This window comes from Arthrobacter sp. zg-Y1143, from assembly GCF_030125565.1.
Taxonomy (GTDB): domain Bacteria; phylum Actinomycetota; class Actinomycetes; order Actinomycetales; family Micrococcaceae; genus Arthrobacter_B.
In genome coordinates this window covers 116,794-139,069 of sequence record NZ_JASKLW010000013.1, presented here as the reverse complement: position 1 = coordinate 139,069, position 22,276 = coordinate 116,794, and the positions used below count along the sequence as shown (strand labels likewise).

22 protein-coding genes and 1 tRNA gene are annotated in these 22,276 nt (G+C 66.2%); 17 read left to right on the top strand and 6 right to left on the bottom strand.

Annotation, left to right across the window (positions count from 1 at the left end):
* Positions 1–69 precede the first annotated feature (69 nt).
* The 6 genes from QNN98_RS14995 (at position 70) to QNN98_RS14970 (ending at position 5,210) form a co-directional block, all read left to right on the top strand.
* On the top strand, positions 70–852 hold the full coding sequence (locus tag QNN98_RS14995) for a phage holin family protein (protein ID WP_283998150.1): 783 nt from the start codon (positions 70–72) through the stop codon (positions 850–852).
* A gap of 36 nt (positions 853–888) precedes the next feature.
* Entirely contained in the window at positions 889–1,533 is a 645-nt protein-coding gene (locus tag QNN98_RS14990; protein ID WP_283998149.1) for a CDP-alcohol phosphatidyltransferase family protein, read from the top strand.
* 39 nt (positions 1,534–1,572) lie between these two features.
* On the top strand, positions 1,573–2,505 hold the full coding sequence (locus tag QNN98_RS14985; RefSeq protein ID WP_227913941.1) for a DMT family transporter: 933 nt from the start codon (positions 1,573–1,575) through the stop codon (positions 2,503–2,505).
* Positions 2,502–3,698: a glycosyltransferase gene (locus tag QNN98_RS14980; protein WP_227913942.1), complete on the top strand. Its 1,197-nt coding sequence runs from the start codon at positions 2,502–2,504 to the stop codon at positions 3,696–3,698. Before QNN98_RS14985 ends, QNN98_RS14980 begins: the two co-directional genes overlap by 4 nt.
* Before the next feature lie 72 nt (positions 3,699–3,770).
* A tRNA-Ile gene (locus QNN98_RS14975) sits at positions 3,771–3,844 on the top strand.
* A gap of 181 nt (positions 3,845–4,025) precedes the next feature.
* Positions 4,026–5,210, top strand: a complete 1,185-nt coding sequence (locus QNN98_RS14970) for an acyl-CoA dehydrogenase family protein (RefSeq protein WP_227927319.1) — start codon at positions 4,026–4,028, stop codon at positions 5,208–5,210.
* A gap of 79 nt (positions 5,211–5,289) precedes the next feature.
* On the opposite strand, the gene QNN98_RS14965 is transcribed toward QNN98_RS14970, so the two are convergent.
* Positions 5,290–5,856 (bottom strand): M23 family metallopeptidase, encoded by a 567-nt coding sequence (locus tag QNN98_RS14965; protein WP_283998148.1) that lies wholly within the window; start codon positions 5,854–5,856, stop codon positions 5,290–5,292.
* Positions 5,857–6,322: 466 nt separating this feature from the next.
* Here QNN98_RS14965 and rpsB point away from each other — a divergent pair, with 466 nt between their 5' ends.
* From rpsB to QNN98_RS14935, 6 genes are all read left to right on the top strand, one after another.
* Positions 6,323–7,192: a 30S ribosomal protein S2 gene (rpsB, locus tag QNN98_RS14960; RefSeq protein WP_227913945.1), complete on the top strand. Its 870-nt coding sequence runs from the start codon at positions 6,323–6,325 to the stop codon at positions 7,190–7,192.
* Between the two features lie 130 nt (positions 7,193–7,322).
* Complete coding sequence (tsf, locus tag QNN98_RS14955) at positions 7,323–8,162, top strand: translation elongation factor Ts (protein WP_227913948.1); 840 nt, start codon at positions 7,323–7,325, stop codon at positions 8,160–8,162.
* Positions 8,163–8,299: 137 nt separating this feature from the next.
* Positions 8,300–9,031: a UMP kinase gene (pyrH, locus tag QNN98_RS14950; RefSeq protein WP_227913949.1), complete on the top strand. Its 732-nt coding sequence runs from the start codon at positions 8,300–8,302 to the stop codon at positions 9,029–9,031.
* 356 nt (positions 9,032–9,387) lie between these two features.
* The gene (gene frr, locus QNN98_RS14945; protein WP_227913950.1) at positions 9,388–9,945 is read left to right on the top strand and encodes a ribosome recycling factor; all 558 of its coding nucleotides are present in this window, start codon (positions 9,388–9,390) and stop codon (positions 9,943–9,945) included.
* A gap of 77 nt (positions 9,946–10,022) precedes the next feature.
* On the top strand, positions 10,023–10,910 hold the full coding sequence (locus QNN98_RS14940) for a phosphatidate cytidylyltransferase (RefSeq protein WP_283998144.1): 888 nt from the start codon (positions 10,023–10,025) through the stop codon (positions 10,908–10,910).
* 234 nt (positions 10,911–11,144) lie between these two features.
* Positions 11,145–11,723, top strand: a complete 579-nt coding sequence (locus tag QNN98_RS14935; protein ID WP_227913952.1) for a DivIVA domain-containing protein — start codon at positions 11,145–11,147, stop codon at positions 11,721–11,723.
* 60 nt (positions 11,724–11,783) lie between these two features.
* Here QNN98_RS14935 and QNN98_RS14930 read toward each other — a convergent pair whose 3' ends face one another.
* From QNN98_RS14930 to QNN98_RS14915, 4 genes are read right to left on the bottom strand one after another with little or no spacing between them, the layout of a single operon-like run.
* The gene (locus QNN98_RS14930; protein WP_283998222.1) at positions 11,784–13,283 is read right to left on the bottom strand and encodes a sodium/solute symporter; all 1,500 of its coding nucleotides are present in this window, start codon (positions 13,281–13,283) and stop codon (positions 11,784–11,786) included.
* Positions 13,284–13,303: 20 nt separating this feature from the next.
* Entirely contained in the window at positions 13,304–13,729 is a 426-nt protein-coding gene (locus tag QNN98_RS14925; RefSeq protein WP_349643226.1) for a hypothetical protein, read from the bottom strand.
* A gap of 26 nt (positions 13,730–13,755) precedes the next feature.
* The gene (locus QNN98_RS14920; RefSeq protein ID WP_227913954.1) at positions 13,756–14,493 is read right to left on the bottom strand and encodes a LytR/AlgR family response regulator transcription factor; all 738 of its coding nucleotides are present in this window, start codon (positions 14,491–14,493) and stop codon (positions 13,756–13,758) included.
* A 10-nt stretch (positions 14,494–14,503) separates the two neighbouring features.
* A complete protein-coding gene (locus QNN98_RS14915) occupies positions 14,504–15,715 on the bottom strand; it encodes a sensor histidine kinase (protein WP_283998142.1) in 1,212 nt (403 codons plus the stop codon).
* 268 nt (positions 15,716–15,983) lie between these two features.
* On the opposite strand from QNN98_RS14915, the gene QNN98_RS14910 reads away from it, so the two are divergent.
* The gene (locus QNN98_RS14910; RefSeq protein WP_227913956.1) at positions 15,984–16,355 is read left to right on the top strand and encodes a DUF485 domain-containing protein; all 372 of its coding nucleotides are present in this window, start codon (positions 15,984–15,986) and stop codon (positions 16,353–16,355) included.
* 65 nt (positions 16,356–16,420) lie between these two features.
* Entirely contained in the window at positions 16,421–17,977 is a 1,557-nt protein-coding gene (locus QNN98_RS14905; protein ID WP_227914058.1) for a monocarboxylic acid transporter, read from the top strand.
* 76 nt (positions 17,978–18,053) lie between these two features.
* On the opposite strand, the gene QNN98_RS14900 is transcribed toward QNN98_RS14905, so the two are convergent.
* Entirely contained in the window at positions 18,054–18,533 is a 480-nt protein-coding gene (locus QNN98_RS14900; RefSeq protein ID WP_227913957.1) for an Lrp/AsnC family transcriptional regulator, read from the bottom strand.
* Positions 18,534–18,693: 160 nt separating this feature from the next.
* Here QNN98_RS14900 and pdhA point away from each other — a divergent pair, with 160 nt between their 5' ends.
* From pdhA to QNN98_RS14885, 3 genes are read left to right on the top strand one after another with little or no spacing between them, the layout of a single operon-like run.
* Positions 18,694–19,839, top strand: a complete 1,146-nt coding sequence (gene pdhA / locus QNN98_RS14895; RefSeq protein WP_502864778.1) for a pyruvate dehydrogenase (acetyl-transferring) E1 component subunit alpha — start codon at positions 18,694–18,696, stop codon at positions 19,837–19,839.
* Complete coding sequence (locus QNN98_RS14890) at positions 19,836–20,861, top strand: alpha-ketoacid dehydrogenase subunit beta (RefSeq protein WP_283998141.1); 1,026 nt, start codon at positions 19,836–19,838, stop codon at positions 20,859–20,861. The genes pdhA and QNN98_RS14890 overlap by 4 nt, the downstream gene beginning before the upstream one ends.
* Positions 20,861–22,201 (top strand): dihydrolipoamide acetyltransferase family protein, encoded by a 1,341-nt coding sequence (locus QNN98_RS14885; protein ID WP_283998140.1) that lies wholly within the window; start codon positions 20,861–20,863, stop codon positions 22,199–22,201. The genes QNN98_RS14890 and QNN98_RS14885 overlap by 1 nt, the downstream gene beginning before the upstream one ends.
* Positions 22,202–22,276 lie beyond the last annotated feature (75 nt).

The window sequence follows — 22,276 nt, the reverse complement described above, 5'->3', positions numbered from 1 at the left end:
CTATGAGGGGAATGGTAATTTGGGGTTATGGCTACGGTGAATAGTGAACAGGGGACGGAGGCTGGGCGCATGAATCGCTCTGCTAGCACTCGGACACAGCGGACGGCGGGAAGCTCTTCGCTGGTGGGGCTGGCGAAGGTGATGGCCCGGCTGACTCCGCGCCAGCTGAATGACGAGTTCGCCCTCGCCACGGCCGAAATGAAGCAAAAGGGCATCAAGGCCGGCATCGCCGCCGCCTTCATGGTTGTTGCCCTGCTGTTTGTAGCCGCGCTGGCCATCGCGCTGATCGTTGCGGCCATCATGGCGCTGTCCTTGGTGATGCCGGCCTGGCTGGCCGCCTTGCTGGTGGCGGCATTGTTCCTCGTGATCGCGGCAATTGCCGGGCTGGTTGGCTTCAGCCGGTTCAAGAAGACCCTGCCGCTGCTTCCCGAGGAGGCCATCCGCGGGCTGCGCTACGATGTCGGCGTGCTGAAGGAAGGCCGCCGCTTTGATCCGGCCACGCTGGATAAGCCCAAGGAGCCCAAGGAAAAGAAGGACAAGAAGGCAGAGAAGGCCGACAAGCCCGAAGGCCCCAAGCAGCCCAGCCCCGAGGAACTGCGGACCCGCGCCCGCCAGCGCCGCGAGCACCTTGCCGCCGTCCGTGACGGACTTGGCGAAAAGGTGGACGTCAAGGCACGCATCCAGGAGCTGAAGTCCCGCCGCGCAGCCGCGTCCCGCGGCAACGGCAGCTCCGCTGCTTCCCCGGCAGATGACGTGCTGGCCATGATCAAGGAACGCTGGCAGCCGCTTGCGGTTATGGGCGCCTCGCTGCTGGCCATGCTCATCATGTTCCGCCGGCTGGCTCGAAAGTAAGCTGTACTCGTACATCTTTGACGAGGGGAACGGACCGTGATCAGACTCATCGGTGCCGGAACACGTCCTGACACGGAAACAACCGTGACGGACGGGTTCTGGACCGTACCGAATCTGGTCACGGTCCTTCGCTTTCTCGGGATCCCGCTTTTCGTCTGCCTCGTGGCCCAGGACCGGTACGGAAGCGCCTTCATCACGCTGGTGGCGGTGGGCTGCACGGACTGGATTGACGGTTACCTGGCCCGCCGGCTGAACCAGGTGTCCCGGACCGGGCAATGGCTGGACCCGGTGGCGGACCGCCTCGCGCTGATCATTGTGGCCGCAACCTTCGTGGTGGATGGGATTGCCCCGGTGTGGCTCATCCTCAGCATCGCCGTTCCCGACGCCGTGCTGACCATCAACTCCCTGCTCCTTTTCACCGGCAGCCCCGACCTACCGGTGAGCGTGTTCGGCAAAATCCGGACAGCGCTGCTGCTCCTGGGGGCGCCCCTGCTGTTGCTGGACCGTGTGCAGGGTTATGACTTCCAGTGGCTGGCTGCCGCCGGCACCACGGTGCTGGCCATGGGCTGCATCGGACATGTGGCTGCAGCGGCCGGATACCTGGCGGCGGCATGGGATAAGTACCGCCTCCTGCGCGGCCGGGATGTGCCTGCCGGAACCGGAACCGGCCATGCACCCTAGGACCGCAGCGCCGGCCCGCGCCCGGCTTGGACAGTGCCGATGGTAGGAATAGCCGTCGCCTGTGCCCTTGCCAGTGCCTTTTTCCTGGCATTCGGGGCCCAGCGCCAAGGCAGCGCGGTGAGCGCCGACACCGGCGGGCTGGCCCTGAACTCGTCGGGTTTCACCCGACTGCTGCGCAACCCCCGGTGGCTGTTCGGCCTGCTGCTGCTGGGCATCGGCATGGGCCTGAACGTGGCCGCGCTCTCCATGGCCCCGCTGACCGTCGTCCAGCCGATCGGGTCCCTTGCCCTGGTAATCACCACGGTGGTGAACTCACGGGACCAGGGGCTGCGGCTGAACCGCATTACAGTGGCGGCTATCGCAGCATGTGTGGCAGGCAGCATGCTCTTTGTGTCCCTCGCCATCGCGGCCACCCGCTCGGGCCAGCCGGTGGATTCGGCGCAGGAAGTGACAATTGTCCTCATCCTGGCGGTCGTGGTGGTGTTCTTCGGCGGCTTGAACCTGCTTTTCGGGAAGCGGTTGAAAGCCATCGCGCACATTCTGGGGGCGGGTATCCTGTTCGGCTTCGTGGCGGTGCTGACCAAGGTCATCATCGGGGACCTGCTCAACCCCAACGGGCGCTTCCTTTGGAACGTGCCCTGGTACACGCTGCTGGGAATTGCGGTGGCCGGAGCCTTGGGTTCATGGTTTGTGCAGAACGCGTACTCCAGCGGTCCACCGGACCTGGTGATCGCCGGACTGACGGTGATCGATCCAATGGTCGGGATCGCGATCGGAATCGGGGTGCTGAATGAATTGCGTCCCGATGTGCCCGCAGTGACTGCCGTAGCCATGGCCGTGGCAGGTCTGATTGCTATTGTTGGGGTCGTTGCCCTCTCGCGGTACCACCCTGATGTCATTCAGAGGCGGAATGAAGAACGGAGGCGGCAGAAGCTGGCCTCCAAGACCCCGAAAGCAGGACCACTCACGTGACCGATTCACCGGTAGACAAACCGCTGACGATCCTTATTGCCTGTGACACCTATCCTCCCCACCTGAACGGTGCCGCCCAGTTCGGCTACCGGCTGGCGCGCGGGATGCATGGGCGCGGACACAATGTCCACGTCCTGGCCCCGAACGACGTCGACGGCGGCAGCCGTTCCGACCTTGAAGGGCAGTGGCCGGTCCACCGCCTCCGCTCGCACGGAGTGCCCACCCACGAGTACTGGCGGATCTGCCTGCCGTGGGAGATCAAGAAGGAAATCACCCTGCTGTTCGACCGGGTGCAGCCCGACGTCGTACATATCCAGTGCCATTACATGGTGGGCGACTACACCCTCCAGGAAGCCCGGAAACGCGGCATCCGCGTTATTGCCACCAACCACTTCATGCCGGAGAACCTGGACCCGTTCCTGCCGTTCCCTAAGTGGGTCAAGCGGATTGTCGCCAAGAACTCCTGGAAGGACATGGGCAAGGTGATGGGGCAGGCCGCCGTCGTCACCACGCCCACTCCGCTGGCGGCGGAAGCCATGCACCGCCACGCGTTCCTGCACGAGGTGATGCCGCTGTCCAACGGTATCGACGCCTCCGTCTACGAGCTGCATCCCGGTGAGGAAATAGCTCCGCACCCGGGCCCCACCGTGCTGTTTGTCGGCCGGCTCGCCGAAGAGAAACACGTGGACGTCCTGATCGACGCCGTGGCCAAGACCCCGGCGGAGCTGGGCGTACGTGCCGAAATTGTGGGCGGCGGAGAAGTGAAGCCGGCGCTGCAGGCCCAGGCGCAGCGGCTTGGTCTGGGGGACCGAGTGGTGTTCCGCGGGCTGGTCAGTGATGAAGAGCTGCGGGAGGCCTACCTCCGGGCGGATATTTTTTGTATGCCCGGCACTGCCGAACTGCAGTCCCTGGTAACCCTGGAAGCCATGTCCGCGTCCAAGCCGGTCCTGCTGGCGGACGCCATGGCGCTGCCGCACCTGGTGGACAAGGGGCGCAACGGCTACCTCTTCACCCCGGGCAACAGCGACGAGCTGGCGGGCCGCCTCACGGAAATCCTGGAACTCTCGCCCGAGGACCGGCAGAAGATGGGTGAGGCGAGCCGCGACATGGTGGACAGGCACAGCCTTGATGCCACGCTGGCCACGTTCGAGAAGCTCTACCGCCAGGCAGAACCCGAGGCTGTACGGCCCTAGCGGGCGCAGACGGCAATTGGTTCTGCGGCGCCCGCACGCACTAGGATGGCTTCATTGCCTGCGGGCAGCCACGGGGCTGTAGCTCAGCTGGTCAGAGCAGCGGACTCATAATCCGTGGGTCGTGGGTTCAAGCCCCACCAGCCCTACCCGTGTGAAGAGCCGGACAACCGTTTCCGGCTTGGCATCGCCAACACCCCGGTCTTCGGACCGGGGTGTTTTCTTTTGCGCTGAACATTGTGATCGTTGTTACTGGTGGGTAACATAGGTTCTGCCGGTCCCCGAAGGGTGCCGGTGATCACCGATGATCAGCAGCGAAGGATATTTTCCATGGCAACTATCGACGTCGACAACCTTCCGTACGCGGACGGCGACTTCTACGCATTCGAGGACCTCCTCACGGACAAGGAGCGCGACCGCCTGCACGAGATCCGTGCCTGGCTCGCCAAAGAGGTCAAGCCGCACGCCGCTGATTGGTGGAACGCCGGTGAATTCCCGCACCACATGATCCCCAAGATTGCCGAACTGGATGTCATGAGCCCGGTGTACCGCCAGGGCTACTCCAACCTGTTCGCCGGCCTGTGCCACGCAGAGGTCACCCGCGCCGACACCTCCTTCGCCACCTTCCTGGGTGTCCACGACGGACTCTTCACCGGCTCCATCGAGGCGCTGGCCTCCGAGGAGCAGAAGGCTGCCTGGCTGCCGGACATCTACGCCATGAAGAAGATCGGCGCCTTCGGCCTGACCGAGCCGCTCGGCGGGTCCGACGTGGCCGGCGGCACGCGCACCACCGCCCGCCGCGACGGCGACAACTGGATCCTGAATGGCGAAAAGCGCTGGATCGGCAATGCGACGTTCTCCGACTGGGTAGTCATTTACGCCCGCGACGTTGAGGACAATCAGGTCAAGGGCTTCATGGTGGACACCAAGACCCCCGGCTACAGTGCCACCAAGATCGAGAACAAGATCGCCCTGCGCACCGTCCAGAACGCTGACATTGTGCTGGACAACGTGGTGGTCAGCGACGACTTCCACCTCAAGGGCGCCAACAGCTTCCGCGACACCAACAAGGTCCTGAAGGTCACCCGCCTTGCCGTCGCCTGGCAGGCCGTAGGCCAGCAGATGGCCGCCTTCGACATTGCCCGCAAGTACGCGGTGGAACGGCACCAGTTCGGCAAGCCGCTGGCCTCGTTCCAGCTGGTGCAGGAACAGCTCGTGAAGATCCTGGGCAACACCGTCAGCTCCCTCGGCATGATGGTGCGCCTGGCGCAGCTCGAGGACCTGGGCCAGGCGAAGGACGAACAGTCAGCGCTGGCCAAGGCCTTCACCACTGCACGGATGCGTGAATCCGTGGCCATGGGCAGGAGCATCCTGGGCGGCAACGGCATTGTCACCGACTACGGCATGGCCAAGGTCTTCGCTGACGCCGAGGCCATCTACTCGTACGAAGGCACCTACGAAATCAACACACTGGTCACCGCCCGGGCAATCACCGGCGTGGCCGCGTTCGTCTAGGAACGCCGTGTCCGGTTGATGAAAGCCGGCACATGAATACCGGCCGGAGTCCCGCAAGGGTTCCGGCCGGTTCCGTTTACTAGCCGGAATCCGGCACCGGCAGCAGCACCGAGGGGCGGCGGTCGCCAACGTAGTTGAGTGGATTCACGTACGCCCCGTGCAGCCGGACGCCCCAGTGCAGGCACTGCCCGCTGCAGTGCACCCCTCCAGCCCCGCCGGACGCGGATGCCACCATCCCGACGGGGGAGCCGCGGGACACGGCGCTGCCGGCCGGCACCAGCGGTTCCACGGATTCGAAGCTGCTCTTGAGGCCACCGCCGTGGTCGATCGTGATCAGGGGACGGTTGACCACCACACCGGCGAAGGCCACGCGGCCATCCGCCGGCGCCAGGACGAGCACGCCCGGAACAGCGGGAAGGTCCACCCCGCGGTGCCCGGCCTGCCAGCGCCGGGACGGGGGATCGAAGCCGCGGATCTGCTCCGGCGCCGGGACCGGATCCAGCGGCCAGCTCCACGGCGGGGAGTATGCGGCGGGCGGGGTACGCAAAGCCGATGCTGACGGCGGGGTGGGCAGCGCAAGGACCGGCACCGCCAGGCCCGCGGCCAACAGTGCCGCGGCAGCACGGCGGAAGCGTCCATTTGGCATGGGGCACAGCCTGGGCTTTTCCCGGCGCGGAGAGACCGGTGCGGGCCCCCGGGTGGATGGATCCGGGCCCGAATCCGGCAGGGGAGGAAGGGTGGGCCCGGATGGTGCGGGCGGACGCCGGCAGTCCTGGGCTGTAGTACACTTGTCGGAGCAGCTTGCTGTGCCATGGGACCTGCCCGGACGTGTTTTATCCACCGCCGGTCCCGCGCCTGGGAGTCGGACCATATCGGCCCGCATCCCATTCACTGGCACTGGAATCTGACTACGCGTGTCCCAATTATCCCCGTCAAAGGGGGTGCTTCTCCAACGGTCCGGCAACGCCGGCAGGGGGAGCGCGTCGATGCCTGAAAGGGCAGCGGCTGATGGACACCAGGAGCTCCGCCCGACCGGGCGTACAGCTAAAACCGTCAATTGGCAGTAGGACCAGTGCGCCGTGCGCACGGCTGCTGCCGGAAGGAGTGACGACATGCCCGTCGTTACCATGCGCCAGCTGCTCGACAGCGGCGTTCACTTTGGTCACCAGACCCGCCGTTGGAACCCGAAGATGAAGCGCTTCATCTTCACCGAGCGCAACGGCATCTACATCATTGACCTGCAGCAGTCGCTGTCCTACATCGACCGTGCCTACGAGTTCGTCAAGGCCACTGTGGCCCACGGCGGTACCGTACTGTTCGTCGGTACCAAGAAGCAGGCTCAGGAAGCCATCGCCGAGCAGGCCACCCGTGTTGGCCAGCCGTACGTCAACCAGCGCTGGCTCGGTGGCATGCTCACCAACTTCCAGACTGTTGCCAAGCGTATCCAGCGCATGAAGGAACTCGAAGAGATCAACTTCGAGGACGTCGCTTCCTCCGGCCACACCAAGAAGGAGCTCCTGCTCCTCAAGCGTGAACTGACCAAGCTGCAGAACAACCTCGGCGGTATCCGCAACCTGACCAAGGCACCGTCCGTGCTCTGGGTTGTTGACACCCCGAAGGAACACCTCGCCATTGACGAGGCCAAGAAGCTGAACATCCCCGTTGTTGCCATCCTGGACAGCAACTGCGATCCGGACGATGTCGACTTCCCGATCCCGGGCAACGACGACGCCATCCGCTCCGTGAACCTGCTGACCCGCGTCATTGCCGACGCCGTTGCCGAAGGCCTCATCGCCCGCAACAACAAGGCCGCAGGCAACACCGAAGCACCGGCTGAGCCGCTGGCTGAGTGGGAGCGCGAACTGCTCGAGGGTGCTGCAGAGACCCCGGCAGCCGACGCTGCTGCAGAAGCTCCCGCTGCCGAAGCAACCGGCGTCGACGCCGTTGTGGATGCTCCGGCCGCTGAAGTAACCGAGAAGTAAATAACGAATTCCTTAGTCCGGGCGGTCCACCGCCCCGGACCAGGTACCTGCGAGTGCGGCTGGCCGGTAATCCGGCCAGCCGCACTGGCGGAACCGCACCAATACTTATTACGGGAGGACTGGAGTCCAAATGGCGAACTACACCGCTGCTGACATCAAGGCACTGCGCGAGCGCACCGGCGCCGGCATGATGGATGTAAAGAAAGCTCTGGACGAGGCCAACGGCGATGCCGACAAGGCCATGGAGCTCATCCGCATCAAGGGCCTGAAGGGCGCTACCAAGCGTGAAGGCCGTTCCACCGCTGAGGGCCTGGTTGCTGCCAAGGTCATCGACGGCACCGTCGGCGTCATGATCGAACTCAACTGCGAGACCGACTTTGTTGCCAAGTCCGCCAAGTTCATCGAGCTGGCCGACAAGGTCCTGGCCGCTGCTGTTGAGTCCGCTGCTGCTGACGCCGAGACCCTCCTCGCCTACAACGTGGACGGCAAGCCCCTGTCCGAGATTGTTGTCGAAGAAGGCGCCATCCTGGGCGAAAAGGTTGTTGTCCGCCGCGTTGCACGCGTCGAGGGCAAGACCGTTGACGCCTACCTGCACAAGACCTCCAAGGATCTTCCGGCACAGGTTGGCGTGCTGTTCGCCGTCGACGGAGAAGGCGCAGAAGCTGCCACCGCCGCACACGACGTTGCCGTGCACACCGCTGCATACGCTCCGACCTACCTGACCCGCGAGGAAGTTCCGGCAGAGACCGTCGAGAACGAACGCCGGATCGCCGATGAGACGGCACGCGCCGAGGGCAAGCCCGAAGCCGCGCTGACCAAGATCGTCGAAGGCCGCCTGACCGGTTTCTTCAAGGAAATCGTCCTGCTGGACCAGCCGTTCGCCAAGGACGCCAAGAAGACCGTCGGTAAGGTTCTCGAAGAAGCCGGTGTCACACCGGTCGGCTTCGCCCGCTTCCGCGTAGGCGCCTAATAACTTAGGACCAAACGGTTTCGACGAATACGTCATCATGACAGAGGGGGTGGTCACCGCGGGTGACCACCCCTTTTGCCTGTCCAGAACACCTCACTAGTCTTTAAAAGCAGCAGTACCTATGCCCGGGAGGCACAATGGCCCACGTACTCAAAGAATCCGATTCCCCGCGACGCCGCGTCCTGCTCAAACTCTCGGGTGAGGTGTTCGGCGGCGGCAAGCTCGGCGTGGACCCCGACACCGTGCGGGCAGTGGCCAAGCAGATCGCTGCAACTGTCGGCGAAGTGGAAGTGGCGATCGTCGTCGGCGGCGGTAACTTCTTCCGCGGCGCCGAGCTGTCCGTCAGCGGCATGGACCGCTCGCGCGCGGATTACATGGGGATGCTCGGCACCGTCATGAACTGCCTGGCCCTGCAGGACTTCCTGGAGCAGGCCGGCGTTGAAACCCGCGTGCAGAGTGCCATCACCATGGGCCAGGTTGCCGAGGCCTACATCCCGCGGCGTGCCATCCGCCACCTGGAAAAGGGCCGCGTGGTCATCTTCGGCGCCGGTGCCGGGCTGCCTTACTTCTCCACGGATACCGTCGCCGCCCAGCGTGCCCTCGAGGTCCATGCGGATGAGGTCCTTATGGCCAAGAGCGGCGTGGACGGCGTCTACACCGCCGATCCGAACAAGGATGCTTCTGCTGTTCGGCTGGAGACCCTGACGTACGACGACGCCCTGCGCCAGGACATCCGCGTTATGGACCAGACGGCCATGACCATGTGCAAGGACAATGACCTGGACATGGTGGTCTTCGGCATGGAGGGCGAAGGCAACGTAACCCGTGCCATCCGCGGCGAGAAGATCGGCACCATCGTTTCCAACTAGCGGGTGCGGCTCTCGGGTCCCGAAGGGACCTGGAGCGGCGGCAACGAAATCCCCTCGGCCGCAAGCGGCCTCCGGGATTTAAAGCCGCCTTCCTCCAGGTCCCTGCGGGACCGGCACGTCCTCCCAGTGGGGGACGGCAGCCAGTGACTTTTCCTGGGTGGTCACGGTTTGCGTTGCGGCCCGCAGAGTGGGGCTTCGCTCGGTGCAGGGAACCCGCACCCTTTTGCGCCGAAAGGGTTCCCCTCCACCTCGCTTCGCTCGGTGCAGGGAACCCGCGCCCTTTTGGCTTAGGATGATATTAGAGTCCGGCCACTGAGCGAGAGTGCTTGGTGGACACTGTTTTTAGAGGAGATACCGTGATCGAAGACACCTTGAAAGAGGCCGCCGACAAGATGGACAAGGCGGTGGAGGTTGCCAAGGAGGACTTCTCCTCCGTGCGCACGGGCCGCGCCAACCCGGCACTGTTCTCGCGCGTGCTGGTGGACTACTACGGTTCTCCCACGCAGCTGCAGCAGCTGGCGTCCTTCGCTACCCCTGATGCGCGCACCCTGCTGATCACCCCGTACGACGTGACGGCCCTGCGCGCCATCGAGCGGGCCCTGAGCGACTCCGAAGTGGGCGCCAACCCGTCCAACGACGGCAAGGTCATCCGGGTCATCATGCCCGAACTGACCCAGGACCGCCGCAAGGAATACGTCAAGATTGTCCGCGGCAAGGCAGAAGACGCCAAAGTGTCAGTCCGGAACATCCGCCGCAAGGCCAAGGACGGCATCGACCGCCTGGTAAAGGACAGCGAGGTGGGCGAGGATGACGGCGCCCGCGCGGAAAAGGACCTTGACGCCCTGACCAAGGCGCACACCGATTCCATTGACGATCTTCTCAAGCGCAAGGAAGCCGAGCTTCTCGAGGTCTGATGAGTGACGCCCAGCCTTCCAACCAGGCTGGCGGTGCACCGTCCGTCGAGACAGTTCCGGCAGCAAAGGCCACGGATATGAGCGCAGCCGATTCCGGCCGGGTGCCGAGCCGTCGTACCCGGAACCGCAAAGCCGACGCCAAGCCCGCCAAGGCCTCACGCGCCGGACGCAACCTTCCGGCGGCCATCGCCGTCGGGGTCATCCTCCTGGGTGCCCTGCTGATCGGCCTGCTGTTCTTCCCCTTCGCCATTGTGGTCATTGCCGTGGCCTTCGCTGCGGTAGGGGTATGGGAAGTTAGCCGCGCGCTGGAAGTGCGCGGCATGAAGGTGCCGCTGGTGCCGGTGCTGGTGGGATCCGTAGGACTGCCGTTTGCCGCGTTCTTCGGCGGCACTGAAGCCCTGGCCTTCGCAATGGTGGCCACCGCCGTCGCGATCCTGCTGTGGCGGAGCATCGATACCGCCGAAGAAGCCATCCAGAGCATTCTCGCGGGAATCTTCGTGGTGCTCTGGGTGCCGTTCCTGCTCAGCTTCGCGTTGCTGCTCCTGCGTGAGCCGGACGGCCAGATCCGCGTCGCCGTGCTGCTCCTGCTGGTGGTCTCCAATGACACCTTCGGATATCTGGTGGGCGCTTTCTTCGGCAAGCACCCCATGGCCCCCAAGATCAGCCCCAAGAAGTCCTGGGAAGGCTTCGCCGGATCCGCCGGCGGCGCCACGATCGTGGGTGTTGCAGCGGCCGTGTTCTTCCTGGACCAGCCCTGGTGGTTCGGCGTGGTGCTGGCCGTGGCAACGGTAGCGGCAGCCACCGCGGGCGACTTCTCCGAATCCATGGTCAAACGCGAGCTGGGCGTGAAGGACATGTCCAACCTCCTGCCCGGCCACGGCGGTGTGATGGACCGGCTGGACTCCGTGGTGTTCGCTTCTCCGGTGGTCTTCCTGCTTTCCGTGCTGCTCACCGGCGTGTCCTAGCCGCCTTCCGGCAATGCCTGCCGGGGGACCGGCCGCCTACCAGCCGGATCACCGCGGCGGCACCGTAATACCGTAACGGTCCGGCAACGTCCGGTGTGCCTGCACACATACGCGGGTGGCGGCGTCGTAAGATGTTTCAGAGTTTTTCATACATTGCCCATGCGCCGGATCCTGGATATCCAGCCCTGGCGCAGTAACTCCGTAAGGCAATAACCACAGAGGAACAGTAAATTCATGGACGATGCGCGGCAGGCCAGTGCTCCTTTCGAACGCGTGGGACGGCGGGACTTCGGCTACAACATCCGCCAGGTCGATGAGTTCCTGACCAAGGCCCGTAACTACTACAACTCCGATTCGAAGGCATCCAACCCGGTCACCAGCGCCGACGTGCGTTCCATGGCCTTCGACCCGGCCAAGGGCGGTTACGAGCCGCAGGCCGTAGACGCGGCACTGGACCGCCTCGAAGACGTTTTTGCACAGCGTGAGCGGGACCAGCTGATTGAAGACCGCGGCGAAGAAGCCTGGCTGCTGCAGATCGGGCGCATCTCCGCCGTCCTGCGTGCACGGCTGCACCGCAAACCGGGGGAGCGGTTCCGCCGTCCCGCCCGCAAGCGCGTGGCCAGCTACAACGTCAAAGACGTGGATGCCCTGTGCAACGAATTGCTGGGCTACTTTGAACACGACCGTCCGCTGAGCGTTGACGTTGTCCGCCGTGCGGTGTTCCGCGAAACCAAAGGCGACCAGGGATATGAAGAAACGCAGGTGGATGCGTTCCTGGACCGCGTTGTCGAACTGATGGCCTCCATCGACTAACCAGCCCTCCCGGCTCTAAAGCGGACATCCTTCAGCAACGGACTTTCAGCAGCGGAGCCTTCAGCTTCGAGGCGCACTGCCCGGGCGGGGACGCTCCAGCGGCTCGGGGGTGTGCAGCCGCGCCAAGAACTTCGCGGCGCCTCCCGGCGTCGAGCCGGCCGTTATCCGGGACACCACCACGGTGACCGCGAAGGCCGCGGGTACCGTCCACGCCGCCGGTTGTTCAATCCAGGCCGGAATCTGCAGTTCGAGCCTCGGCAGGACGGCGGCAGCCGCCATGGACCCGCCGCACAGCAGCGCTCCGATCAGCATGCCGGCCCCGGCACCGGGCGCAGTGAGCCGGCGCCACCAGATCCCCAGTACCAGCAGCGGGCAAAGCGTGGAGGCGGTGAAGGCGAACACCATGCCGATGCTGCCCGCCAGGGCCGAGGACTCGGTGAGCAGGGCAATGGCCAGCGGTACGACGGCGGCCAGGACGGCGGAGAGCCGGAACCCGCGGACACTGCCGCGGAAAAACTCCTGGCTGATCACCCCGGCGAGGGATACGGTGAGCCCGCTGCTGGTGGACAGGAACGCGGCAAACGCACCGGCCGTGACCAGCGCTGCCAGCAGATCCCCGGTGGCTCCGTCGAAAACACGTCCGGGCAGCAGCAGCACGGCTGCGTCCGTGGCGCCGGCGTCGGCGAGATCCGGTGCGTAGATCCGCCCCAGTACGCCGAAGGTGATGGGAAAAAGGTAGAACAGGGACAGCAGCCCCAGCACGATCATGGTGGTGCGGCGGGCGGACGCGCCGTCGGGGTTGGTGTAGAAGCGCACCAGCACATGAGGCAGTCCGAGCGTGCCGCACAGCAGGGCGATGCTCAAGGAAATGTTCCGGTAGAGCGGGGCGTGGGTCTGCGGGTCCAGTGCTTCAGCCAGCACCGCTGCGCCGTCCGGGCCGGGCGGCCCGTCGCCGGCGAGCCGGAAGAGGATGAACAGCACCGGAACGGCGATCGCCACCAGTTTCAGCCAGTACTGGAACGCCTGGACGAAGGTGATGGAGCGCATCCCGCCGGTCACCACGCTCAGGCAGACGACGCCGGTCACGGCCAGGCAGCCGATCTCCGCCGGCAGTCCGGTGGTGATCCGGATGGTCAGCGCCGCGCCGTGCAGCTGCGGGACGATGTACAGCCAGCCGATGGCGATCACCAGCAGGCTGGTCAGGCGCCGCACAGGTAGGGACTCCAGCCGGGCGGAGGCAAAGTCCGGGACCGTGTAGGCCCCGGACCGGCGTAGCGGTGCGGCCACAAACAGCAGGAGCATCAGGTATCCGCCGGTGTAGCCGATGGGAAACCACAGGGCGTCGACGCCGGAGGCCACTATCAGCCCGGCCACGCCCAGGAAGCTGGCGGCGGAGAGGTACTCGCCGCCAATGGCCGAGGCGTTCCACCAGGGCTTGACGGTGCGGGAGGCAACGTAGAAGTCGCTGGTGGTCCGGGAAATCCGCAGCCCGTAGAACCCGATCAGCAGGGTCGCCGCGGCCACCGCGGCCAGCGCCGTGTAGCCGATGCCCGGACTCATGCCCGGGGCAATGTCCCAGCTCACCGGCCCTCCACCAGATCGCGGTAGCGGTTTTCGTTGCGCTGGGCACTGAGCATGTAGAGCAGCCCGCAGCCGATCACCAGCGGGTACACCCCCACGCCCAGGAGGATCCACGGGGCCGGGATGCTGCCGATATGCAGGTCGGCACTCACCGGAAGGAAAGCAAGGAGCACGGGAACGCCCAGCAGGATCAGCAGGAACCCTCCGCCCACCACCAGGGCCAGCCGCAGCTGGCTGCGGATCAGCGAACCGATAATCAGTTCACCCACTTCGGACTGTTCATCCAGTTCCCGGGACACGGGGAAAGGCGCAGCCCCGGGTGAGGCGCCGGCGGCAGTGACACGGATCCGCGGCGGGGCAGGGTCGGCGTGCTCAGGTGCCGAGCCGTCAGGCGCAGCCCGGTCAGGCGCCGACCCATCAGGCACAGCCCGGTCCGGGGCGGCTCCGGCGGTCACTGGGCGGGCCTGACCCGGCCGGCGTCGAGTGTGTTCCGCACGGCAGGCAGATGCCGCCGGCTGACCGGCAGGTCCACCTCGCCCAGCTGCACACTGGCCCGGCCGCCGGCCAGCCGCACCTGGCGGATGTGGTTCCGGGCCACCAGATAGGACCGGTGGATCCGCACGAAGCCCGCCCCCGACCACTGTTCCTCCAAATCCGCCAGGGGGACCCGGATCAGGTAGCTGGCATCGGTGGTGTGCAGGCGGGCGTAATCGCCCTGCGCCTGGACGTAGCGGATGTCGGCGCGGGCAATGATCCGTGTGGTGGCGCCCTGGACCACGGTCACCATGTCGGCCTCGGCCTCCGGTTCAGTGACCGATTCGCAGATCCGGCGCACGGATTCCGCAAGCCGTTCCGGCCGCACCGGCTTGAGCAGGTAATCCAGGGCGGCCAGGTCAAAGGCCCGCAGTGCCTGGTCTTCGTCGGCCGTCACGAACACCACCGCCGGTGGCCGTTCCCGCTGGCCCAGCGCTTTTGCAATGTCCAGGCCGGACAGGGCGGGCATATGGATGTCGAGGAACACGGCGTCGACGTCGCGGGTGGAGATCTCGTGAAGGGCTGCCGCGCCGCTGGCGGCCCGGTAGACCGTGCCCACCCGGGAGTCCAGGCCCAGCAGGTAGGCGAGCTCCTCGACGGCGGGGGCTTCGTCGTCTGCCACCACAACGCTGAGGGGGCGGGGAGGTTTGCGCATGCGATACAGATTACGCGTTGGTGGGCCGGTTCTCCGGCTGCGACTTCGGCACACGCATGGTGATCAGGGTGCCGGCGCCGGGCGCAGTGTCGATGACCAGGCCGTGCTGCCCGCCGTAGACCTGCCGCAGCCGCACATCAACGTTGCGTAGGCCTACATGGTCCCCGTCGGCATGCCCGGCCAGGACGGAGCGCAGATGGACCGTGTCCATCCCCACCCCGTTGTCCTCAATGGTGATCACCGCGTCCGCACCGGCGTCGACGGCGGCAATGGTGATGCGGCCCTGCCCGTCCTTGGCCTCCAGCCCGTGGCGGACCGAGTTTTCCACCAGCGGCTGCAGGGACAGGAACGGAATGACGGTGCCCAATACCTCCGGGGCAATCTGCAGGCTGACCTTCAGGCGCTCCCCGAACCGGGCCCGTTCCAGGAGCAGGTACCGGTCCACGGATTCCAGTTCCTCGGCAATGGTGGTGAAGTTCCCGTGCCGGCGGAAGGAATAGCGGGTGAAGTCGGCGAACTCGACCACCAGCTCCCGGGCGCGCGCCGGGTCGGTGTTGATATAGGAGGCGATGGCGTTGAGCGAGTTATAGATGAAGTGGGGGCTGATCTGGGCCCGCAGGGCCCGCACTTCCGCTTCCATTAGCTGCGCCCGGGACGTGTCCAGCTCGGCCAGCTCCACCTGGGTGGCCAGCCACGCGGCCACCTCGTTGGCCGCCCGGACCAGTCCGGCCCGGACCGAGGGGGCAAACACCGCGACCGTTCCCACGGTCTTTCCGTTGACCGGCAGCGGGGAGACAAGCAGTTCCCGCCCGCAGTCCTGCAGGCCCAGCGCGCGCAGCGCCGCCCCGCGGAACACCCGGGTCCGGCCCGATTCCAGCACCAGCCGCGCGGCGGACAGCAGCCGTTCGCGGCGGGCCGGAGTATCCGCAACTGCGCCGTCCCAGGCCAGTACGGCCACCGCGTCGGTAATGACCAGCGTGTCGCAGTCCAAAAGGTCCCGCAGGTGCCGGCTCGCCTTGCGGGCACCGGCCGGAGTCAGGCCCGAGCGCAGGTGTGCAGAGGCGAGCGACGCCGTGTGCAGGGTGGCGTAGGTGGCACGCTCCGCGTCCGAACCCAGGTCCCGTGCCGAGCGGCTGAGGCGGAAACCGAGCACGGCCACCACCGCAACCGTGAGGACGGCGATGGCGCAGACCAGGGCTATGTCGACGGCGGGGCTAAGCATGGACCCACCCTAGCGGCCTTCGGCGGCAGCCCGGCCGGCCCGCCCAGCCCGCCCACCCGCGCCCCCCGCCCGCCCCGCACCCGGCTTACCCGGCGCCGAACGCTGCCGTTCACCGCACGGAACGCACCGTTCACCGACGCCCGGCGGCGTCGTGCAGACGATCCGGACCGGCCTGTAGGAAAGTGATGAGCGTCACAGCTTGCACAGCGTCGTGTCCCGGCCTCTTGGCGGGTCAACGCGTGGAGCGTGCCCCAACAGAGGAGGAACAATGGCTGAAGAGCAGCCGGTTTCACACGCTGCGCACCCGGAGCAGGTGGACTTCCGGGAAGTCCAGAGCTCACCCGAGTTCCGGGAACTGCGCCAGCGCCAGCGCAGCTTCATTTTCCCGATGGCCGTGGCCTTCCTGGTCTGGTACTTCGCGTATGTGCTGCTGGCCGATTACGCGCACGGGTTTATGTCCACCCCGGTAATCGGCAACATCAACATGGGCCTGATCCTGGGGCTGCTGCAGTTCGTCAGCACCTTCGGCATCACCATGTGGTACGTCAGCTATGCCAACCGCCGGATGGATCCCATTTCCTCGGAGATCCGCGGAGAACTTGAGGCCAAGGGCGTCAGCCGGCCGGAGGAGACCAAGTGAACAACGTGCACATCGCGGCCGCGGAGGTAACGGCCGAGTCCATCAAGGACACCGGGCTGCTGAACATGGTCATCTTTGGCCTGTTTGTGGCCGTCACCCTGATAGTGGTGCTCCGCGCAAGCCGCAACAACAAGACCGCCGCGGACTACTACGCAGCCGGCCGATCCTTCACCGGACCCCAGAACGGTACCGCCATTGCCGGCGACTACCTCTCCGCTGCCTCCTTCCTGGGTATTGTCGGCGCCATCGCCGTAAACGGCTATGACGGCTTCCTGTATTCCATCGGCTTCCTCGTCGCCTGGCTGGTAGCCCTGCTGCTGGTGGCGGAAATGCTCCGCAACACCGGCAAGTTCACCATGGCCGACGTGCTGTCCTTCCGCCTCAAGCAGCGTCCGGTGCGGATTGCGGCAGCCATCACTACCCTGGCAGTCTGCTTCTTCTACCTGCTGGCGCAGATGGCCGGCGCCGGCGGGCTGGTGTCCCTGCTGATGGGCATCGACAGCAAGATCGGGCAGTCCCTGGTGATCACCGTGGTGGGCGCCCTGATGATCATCTACGTACTGATCGGCGGCATGAAAGGCACCACGTGGGTGCAGATCATCAAGGCCTGCCTCCTGATCGCCGGCGCCGCCGTGATGACCGTGTGGGTCCTGGCGAACCACGGCTTCAACCTCTCGGAACTGCTCGGCCACGCCGTGGAAACCACGGGTAACCCCGCCATCCTGGATCCGGGGCTGCAGTACGGCAAAACCGAAACCTCCAAACTGGATTTCATCTCGCTGGGCCTGGCCCTGGTGCTTGGCACCGCCGCCCTGCCGCACGTGCTGATGCGCTTCTACACGGTGCCTACCGCCAAGGAAGCCCGCCGGTCCGTGGTCTGGGCCATCTGGCTGATCGGTATCTTCTACCTGTTCACCCTGGTCCTGGGCTACGGCGCCGCGGCAATGATCGGTTCCGAGGCGATCAAGAGCGCTCCCGGCGGCGTGAACTCGGCAGCACCGCTGCTGGCCTTCGCCCTCGGCGGGCCGGTCCTGCTGGGACTGATCTCCGCCGTCGCGTTCGCCACCATCCTGGCAGTGGTTGCCGGGCTGACCATCACGGCGGCTGCTTCCTTTGCCCACGACATTTACGCCAACGTCATACGCAAGGGCCAGGTGGACGCAGACGGCGAGGTCAAGGTAGCCCGCACCACGGTGGTGGTCATCGGCATCATCTCGATCCTGGGCGGCATCGGAGCCCAGGGCCAGAACGTTGCCTTCCTGGTGGCCCTCGCCTTCGCGGTGGCTGCCAGCGCCAACCTGCCCACCATCATCTACTCGCTGTACTGGCGGAAGTTCTCCACCCAGGGCGCAATCTGGAGCATGTACGGCGGCCTCGGGTCGGCCATCCTGCTGATTGCTTTCTCTCCGGTGGTTTCCGGTACGGAAACATCCATGATCAAGGGCGCGGACTTCTCCTGGTTCCCGCTGAGCAACCCGGGACTGGTGTCCATCCCGCTGGCCTTCTTCCTGGGCTGGCTGGGCACCGTGCTGGATAAGAACACTGAATCCGCAGTCAAGCAGGCGGAAATGGAAGTCCGGTCCCTGACCGGCGTCGGCGCCGAAAAGGCCGTCGACCACTAGGACTGTCCTTCCGCATAACGCAAGCAGGTAACCCAGGCAGGTCCCGCTCCGGCGGGGCCTGCCTGCGGCGTTGCAGCTAGGAAACCCCGTGCCCCGGCCCTGTGCGCAGCAGGGGAGTGGCGCGCAGGGGGATTAGTTCGCCCATGGCGAGGTTGGTGTCGCACCGCTGCACGCCGTCGATGGCCAGGATCAGCTTGTTGATCCGGAACAGGTCCTCCGCGTCCGCGGCCACCACGCGCAGCAGCAGATCCGCGTCTCCGGTGAGCCCGTGCGCCTCGATGACTTCAGGCAGCTCCGCCAGATCGGCGGTGATCCGGGACAGTTCCGGCTGATGCACGTGGACGTGGACGAAGGCCATCAGCGGATAGCCCAGTGCGGCCGTGTTGATCCGGCGTTCGAACGGCAGGAACGCACCCTTGCGCTCCAAACCGGCCAGCCGGGCCTGGACAGTATTCCGTGAAAGCCCGAGCACGGCGGCCAGCGCCACGGCGGTGCGGGTGGAATCCTCCGCCAGGGCAAGCAGGAGCCGGCGGTCGGTGGCGTCGAGGGGCTGCATAGTGCGCAACGCTAGCACGGCCCATCGGCCGCTTATAGGGCAGGATGCTCGGTCTTTTCGCTAATGGTTGTGCTGGATGCCGGGTGTGAGTAGGGTCACATTTACGCGGGCAATGGAGCCCGGCGTGGCCCCGCGACCCCTGGGGCCCAACCACGGAAGGATGCGTATCCCAGTGTCCCTGCATACCCCGGTGCGGCACCCGGAAAACTCCGGCAGCTCACCCACCGATCCCTATGTCCAGCTGATCACACCGGAGGGCGTACGCGTCCCGGACCCCCTGTATGACCGCTGGGTGAAAGACGTCGACGGCGCCCGGCTCCGGGAACTCTTCCTGGACATGGCAGTCATCCGCCGGATCGATACCGAAGCCACCGCACTGCAGCGCCAGGGCGAGCTGGGGCTGTGGCCCCCGCTGCTGGGCCAGGAAGCCGCCCAGATCGGCTCCGGCCGGTCGCTGCGCAGCTCCGACTTTGCGTTCACCAGCTACCGCGAAAACGGCGTGGCCTACTGCCGCGGCGTGGGCATGGAAGACCTGATGCGGGTTTGGCGCGGCAACGCCGCGGCCGGCTGGGACCCCTACAGCGTCAACATGGCCCCGACCCAGGTCATCATCGGCGCCCAGGCCCTGCACGCAGCCGGGTACGCCATGGGCATCAGCTATGACGGGTCCGACGACGCCGCCATCAGCTACTTCGGTGACGGCGCCACCAGCCAGGGCGACGTCAACGAAGCCATGGTTTTCGCTGCCAGTTACCAGGCGCCGGTGGTCTTTTTCTGCACCAACAACCAGTGGGCCATCTCCGAACCGGTCACCCTGCAGGCCCAGGTGCCCATCGCCAACCGCGCCCCGGGCTTCGGCATCCCCTCTATCCGCGTGGACGGCAACGACGTACTGGCGGTAATGGCCGCCACCCGGGAGGCACTGGACCGTGCCCGCACCGGCAACGGCCCCACCTTCATTGAGGCCGTGACCTATCGGATGGGCCCGCACACAACGGCCGATGATCCCACCCGGTACCGGGACGCAGCCGAACTGGAGCAGTGGCGCGGCAAGGATCCGCTGGCCCGGGTCCAGGCGCTGCTGGAAACCATGGGGCTTTTCGACGCCGCCTTTGCCGCCGACGTCGATGCCCGCACCGACGCAGCAGCGGCGGAACTGCGTGCCGCCTGCCTGGGCATGCCGGACCCGCAGCCCGCCGACGTTTTCGCGCATGTCTACGCGGAGCCGCATTCCTGGCTGGACCGCCAGCAGGAACAGTACTCGCGTTACCTCAGCGGTTTCGCCGGCGAAGGGACCCGCTCATGACCACCATGACTTTCGGCAAGGCCATTACCGCCGGGCTGCGCCGGGCAATGGAAAACGACCCCAAGGTCCTGATCATGGGGGAAGACGTGGGCAAGCTCGGCGGCGTCTTCCGGATCACGGACGGACTCCAGAAGGATTTCGGTGCGCACCGGGTGGTGGACACCCCGCTGGCTGAATCCGGCATTATGGGCACCGCCGTGGGCCTCGCCTTCCGCGGCTACCGGCCGGTGGTGGAAATCCAGTTTGACGGGTTCATCTATCCGGCTTTCGACCAGATTGTGTCCCAGGTGGCGAAGATGCATTACCGGACCCGGGGAGCGGTCAAGCTGCCACTGACTATCCGGGTGCCTTTCGGCGGCGGGATCGGCTCCCCGGAGCACCACTCCGAGTCGCCGGAGGCCTACTTCACGCACACCTCCGGGCTGCGCGTGATCAGCGTGTCCAACCCCCAGGACGCCTACACCATGATCCAGCAGGCGATCGCTTCCGACGATCCGGTCCTGTACTTCGAGCCGAAGCGCCGCTACCACGTCAAGGGCGAGGTGGAAGAGGCGGCTGAAGCGCAGCTGCCCATGGGAGCGGCCCGCGTGGTCACCCCGGGCAGCGACGTCACCCTGGTGGCTTACGGTCCGCTGGTTCCCACCGCCCGCGACGCGGCCGTGGCGGCCTCGGACGAGGGAGTGTCCGTGGAGGTCATTGACCTGCGTTCGCTGGCGCCGGTGGACTTCACCACGGTGGAGGCCTCGGTGCGCAAGACCGGCCGGCTGGTGATTACCCATGAGGCGGCACAGTTCGGCGGACTGGGTGCGGAAATCGCCGCGAGCATCACCGAACGCTGCTTCGACTACCTGGAGCACGCACCCGTCCGGGTGACCGGTTTCGACATTCCGTATCCGCCGGCCCGGCTGGAGTCCCACCACCTTCCGGACCTGGACCGGATCCTGGACGGGGTCGACTGCGTCCTGCGCCGCCCCAGCTCCCTTGCCCCGGCTGCCGGCCGCTCCGTCTCGGCGGTGGGTTGATGCTGCGCGAATTCCGGCTTCCGGATCTGGGTGAAGGCCTCACTGAGTCCGAGATCGTCAACTGGCACATTGCCGTGGGGGATACCGTCACGCTGAACCAGGTGATTGCCGAGGTGGAAACCGCCAAGGCAGTGGTGGAACTGCCCTCCCCGTACGAAGGCGTGGTGGCATGCCTGCACGAGCAGCCCGGAACCGTGGTGGAGGTCGGCTCGCCGATTGTATCGTTCGAGGTTGCTGCGGCCGCCGGTGCCCAGCCGGAGCAGGCACCTGACGCCCCGGCCCGGCGCGAACCGAACCTGGTGGGCTATGGGGCGGTGCCGGATTCCACCGGCCGGCCCGCCCGACGACGCCGGGCAGCGGCGTCGGCAGCGGCAGAACCGGCACCCCGCCCGGCGCCCCAACCGGCGCCCGTGTCCGAAGCGCCCGTGTCCGAAGCGCCCGTGTCCGAAGCGCCCGTGTCCGAACGCCCCCGGTCCACGCCTCCGGTCCGCAAACTGGCCCGGGACATGGGAATCGACCTGGCCCAGGTCCGGGGTACCGGACCCGAGGGGCTCGTGGTGCGGGCCGACGTCGTACGCGCCGCCTCCCCGGCGGCAGCGCCGGCCACCGGGACGGCCGCAGAATCCGAGCTGCAGCCGGGACGGGAAGAGCGCATTCGGATTTCAGGGGTCCGGAAGCACACCGCCGCGGCCATGGTGGCCAGTGCCTTTACCGCACCGCATGCCACCGTGTTCCTGACCGTGGACGTCACAGCCACCATGGACCTGCTGGCCCGGCTCCGGGCTCAGCCGGACTTTGACGGTGTGAAGCTTTCACCGCTGACCCTGGCGGCGAAGGCAGTGTGCCTGGGCCTGCGGCGTTTCCCGGCAGTGAATTCCCGCTGGGACGCGGACGCCGGGGAGATCATCCGCTATAACTACGTGAACCTCGGCATCGCGGCAGCCACGCCCCGCGGACTGACCGTTCCGAACATCAAGGACGCCCAGAAGCTGAGCCTGCACGGCCTCGCGGCCGCCGTCACCGCGTTGGCACAAACGGCACGGGACGGGAAAACCGCACCAGCGGACCTCGCCGGAGGCACTATTTCCATCTCCAACGTGGGTGTGTTCGGCGTGGATGCGGGCACACCCATCCTGAACCCGGGGGAGGCGGCCATCCTTGCCCTGGGTGCGGTCCGCCGCCAGCCCTGGGAGTACAACGGCGATATTGCGCTGCGTTCGGTGATGACCCTGAGCCTGTCCTTCGACCACCGGCTGGTGGACGGAGAACAGGGAGCCGGGTTCCTCCGCGCGGTGGGCGACGTGCTGGCCGAGCCGGTGCTCGCCTTGGCGATGGCCTGACCAACGCGGGCAGGACCCGTACCGGATCATCTCCGGTACGGGTCCTGCCTTGTTACAGTCCGCTTTTCGCTGCCT

Excerpts from the sequence above, each read along its gene's own strand:
- QNN98_RS14995 (WP_283998150.1), top strand. The coding sequence starts at position 70 with ATGAATCGCTCTGCTAGCACTCGGACACAGCGGACGGCGGGAAGCTCT.
- QNN98_RS14985 (WP_227913941.1), top strand. The coding sequence starts at position 1,573 with ATGGTAGGAATAGCCGTCGCCTGTGCCCTTGCCAGTGCCTTTTTCCTG.
- QNN98_RS14970 (WP_227927319.1), top strand. The coding sequence starts at position 4,026 with ATGGCAACTATCGACGTCGACAACCTTCCGTACGCGGACGGCGACTTC.
- QNN98_RS14965 (WP_283998148.1), bottom strand. The coding sequence starts at position 5,856 with ATGCCAAATGGACGCTTCCGCCGTGCTGCCGCGGCACTGTTGGCCGCG.
- rpsB (WP_227913945.1), top strand. The coding sequence starts at position 6,323 with ATGCCCGTCGTTACCATGCGCCAGCTGCTCGACAGCGGCGTTCACTTT.
- tsf (WP_227913948.1), top strand. The coding sequence starts at position 7,323 with ATGGCGAACTACACCGCTGCTGACATCAAGGCACTGCGCGAGCGCACC.
- pyrH (WP_227913949.1), top strand. The coding sequence starts at position 8,300 with ATGGCCCACGTACTCAAAGAATCCGATTCCCCGCGACGCCGCGTCCTG.
- QNN98_RS14940 (WP_283998144.1), top strand. The coding sequence starts at position 10,023 with ATGAGCGCAGCCGATTCCGGCCGGGTGCCGAGCCGTCGTACCCGGAAC.
- QNN98_RS14935 (WP_227913952.1), top strand. The coding sequence starts at position 11,145 with ATGGACGATGCGCGGCAGGCCAGTGCTCCTTTCGAACGCGTGGGACGG.
- QNN98_RS14930 (WP_283998222.1), bottom strand. The coding sequence starts at position 13,283 with ATGAGTCCGGGCATCGGCTACACGGCGCTGGCCGCGGTGGCCGCGGCG.
- QNN98_RS14920 (WP_227913954.1), bottom strand. The coding sequence starts at position 14,493 with ATGCGCAAACCTCCCCGCCCCCTCAGCGTTGTGGTGGCAGACGACGAA.
- QNN98_RS14915 (WP_283998142.1), bottom strand. The coding sequence starts at position 15,715 with ATGCTTAGCCCCGCCGTCGACATAGCCCTGGTCTGCGCCATCGCCGTC.
- QNN98_RS14910 (WP_227913956.1), top strand. The coding sequence starts at position 15,984 with ATGGCTGAAGAGCAGCCGGTTTCACACGCTGCGCACCCGGAGCAGGTG.
- QNN98_RS14905 (WP_227914058.1), top strand. The coding sequence starts at position 16,421 with ATGGTCATCTTTGGCCTGTTTGTGGCCGTCACCCTGATAGTGGTGCTC.
- QNN98_RS14900 (WP_227913957.1), bottom strand. The coding sequence starts at position 18,533 with ATGCAGCCCCTCGACGCCACCGACCGCCGGCTCCTGCTTGCCCTGGCG.
- pdhA (WP_502864778.1), top strand. The coding sequence starts at position 18,694 with ATGCGTATCCCAGTGTCCCTGCATACCCCGGTGCGGCACCCGGAAAAC.
- QNN98_RS14890 (WP_283998141.1), top strand. The coding sequence starts at position 19,836 with ATGACCACCATGACTTTCGGCAAGGCCATTACCGCCGGGCTGCGCCGG.
- QNN98_RS14885 (WP_283998140.1), top strand. The coding sequence starts at position 20,861 with ATGCTGCGCGAATTCCGGCTTCCGGATCTGGGTGAAGGCCTCACTGAG.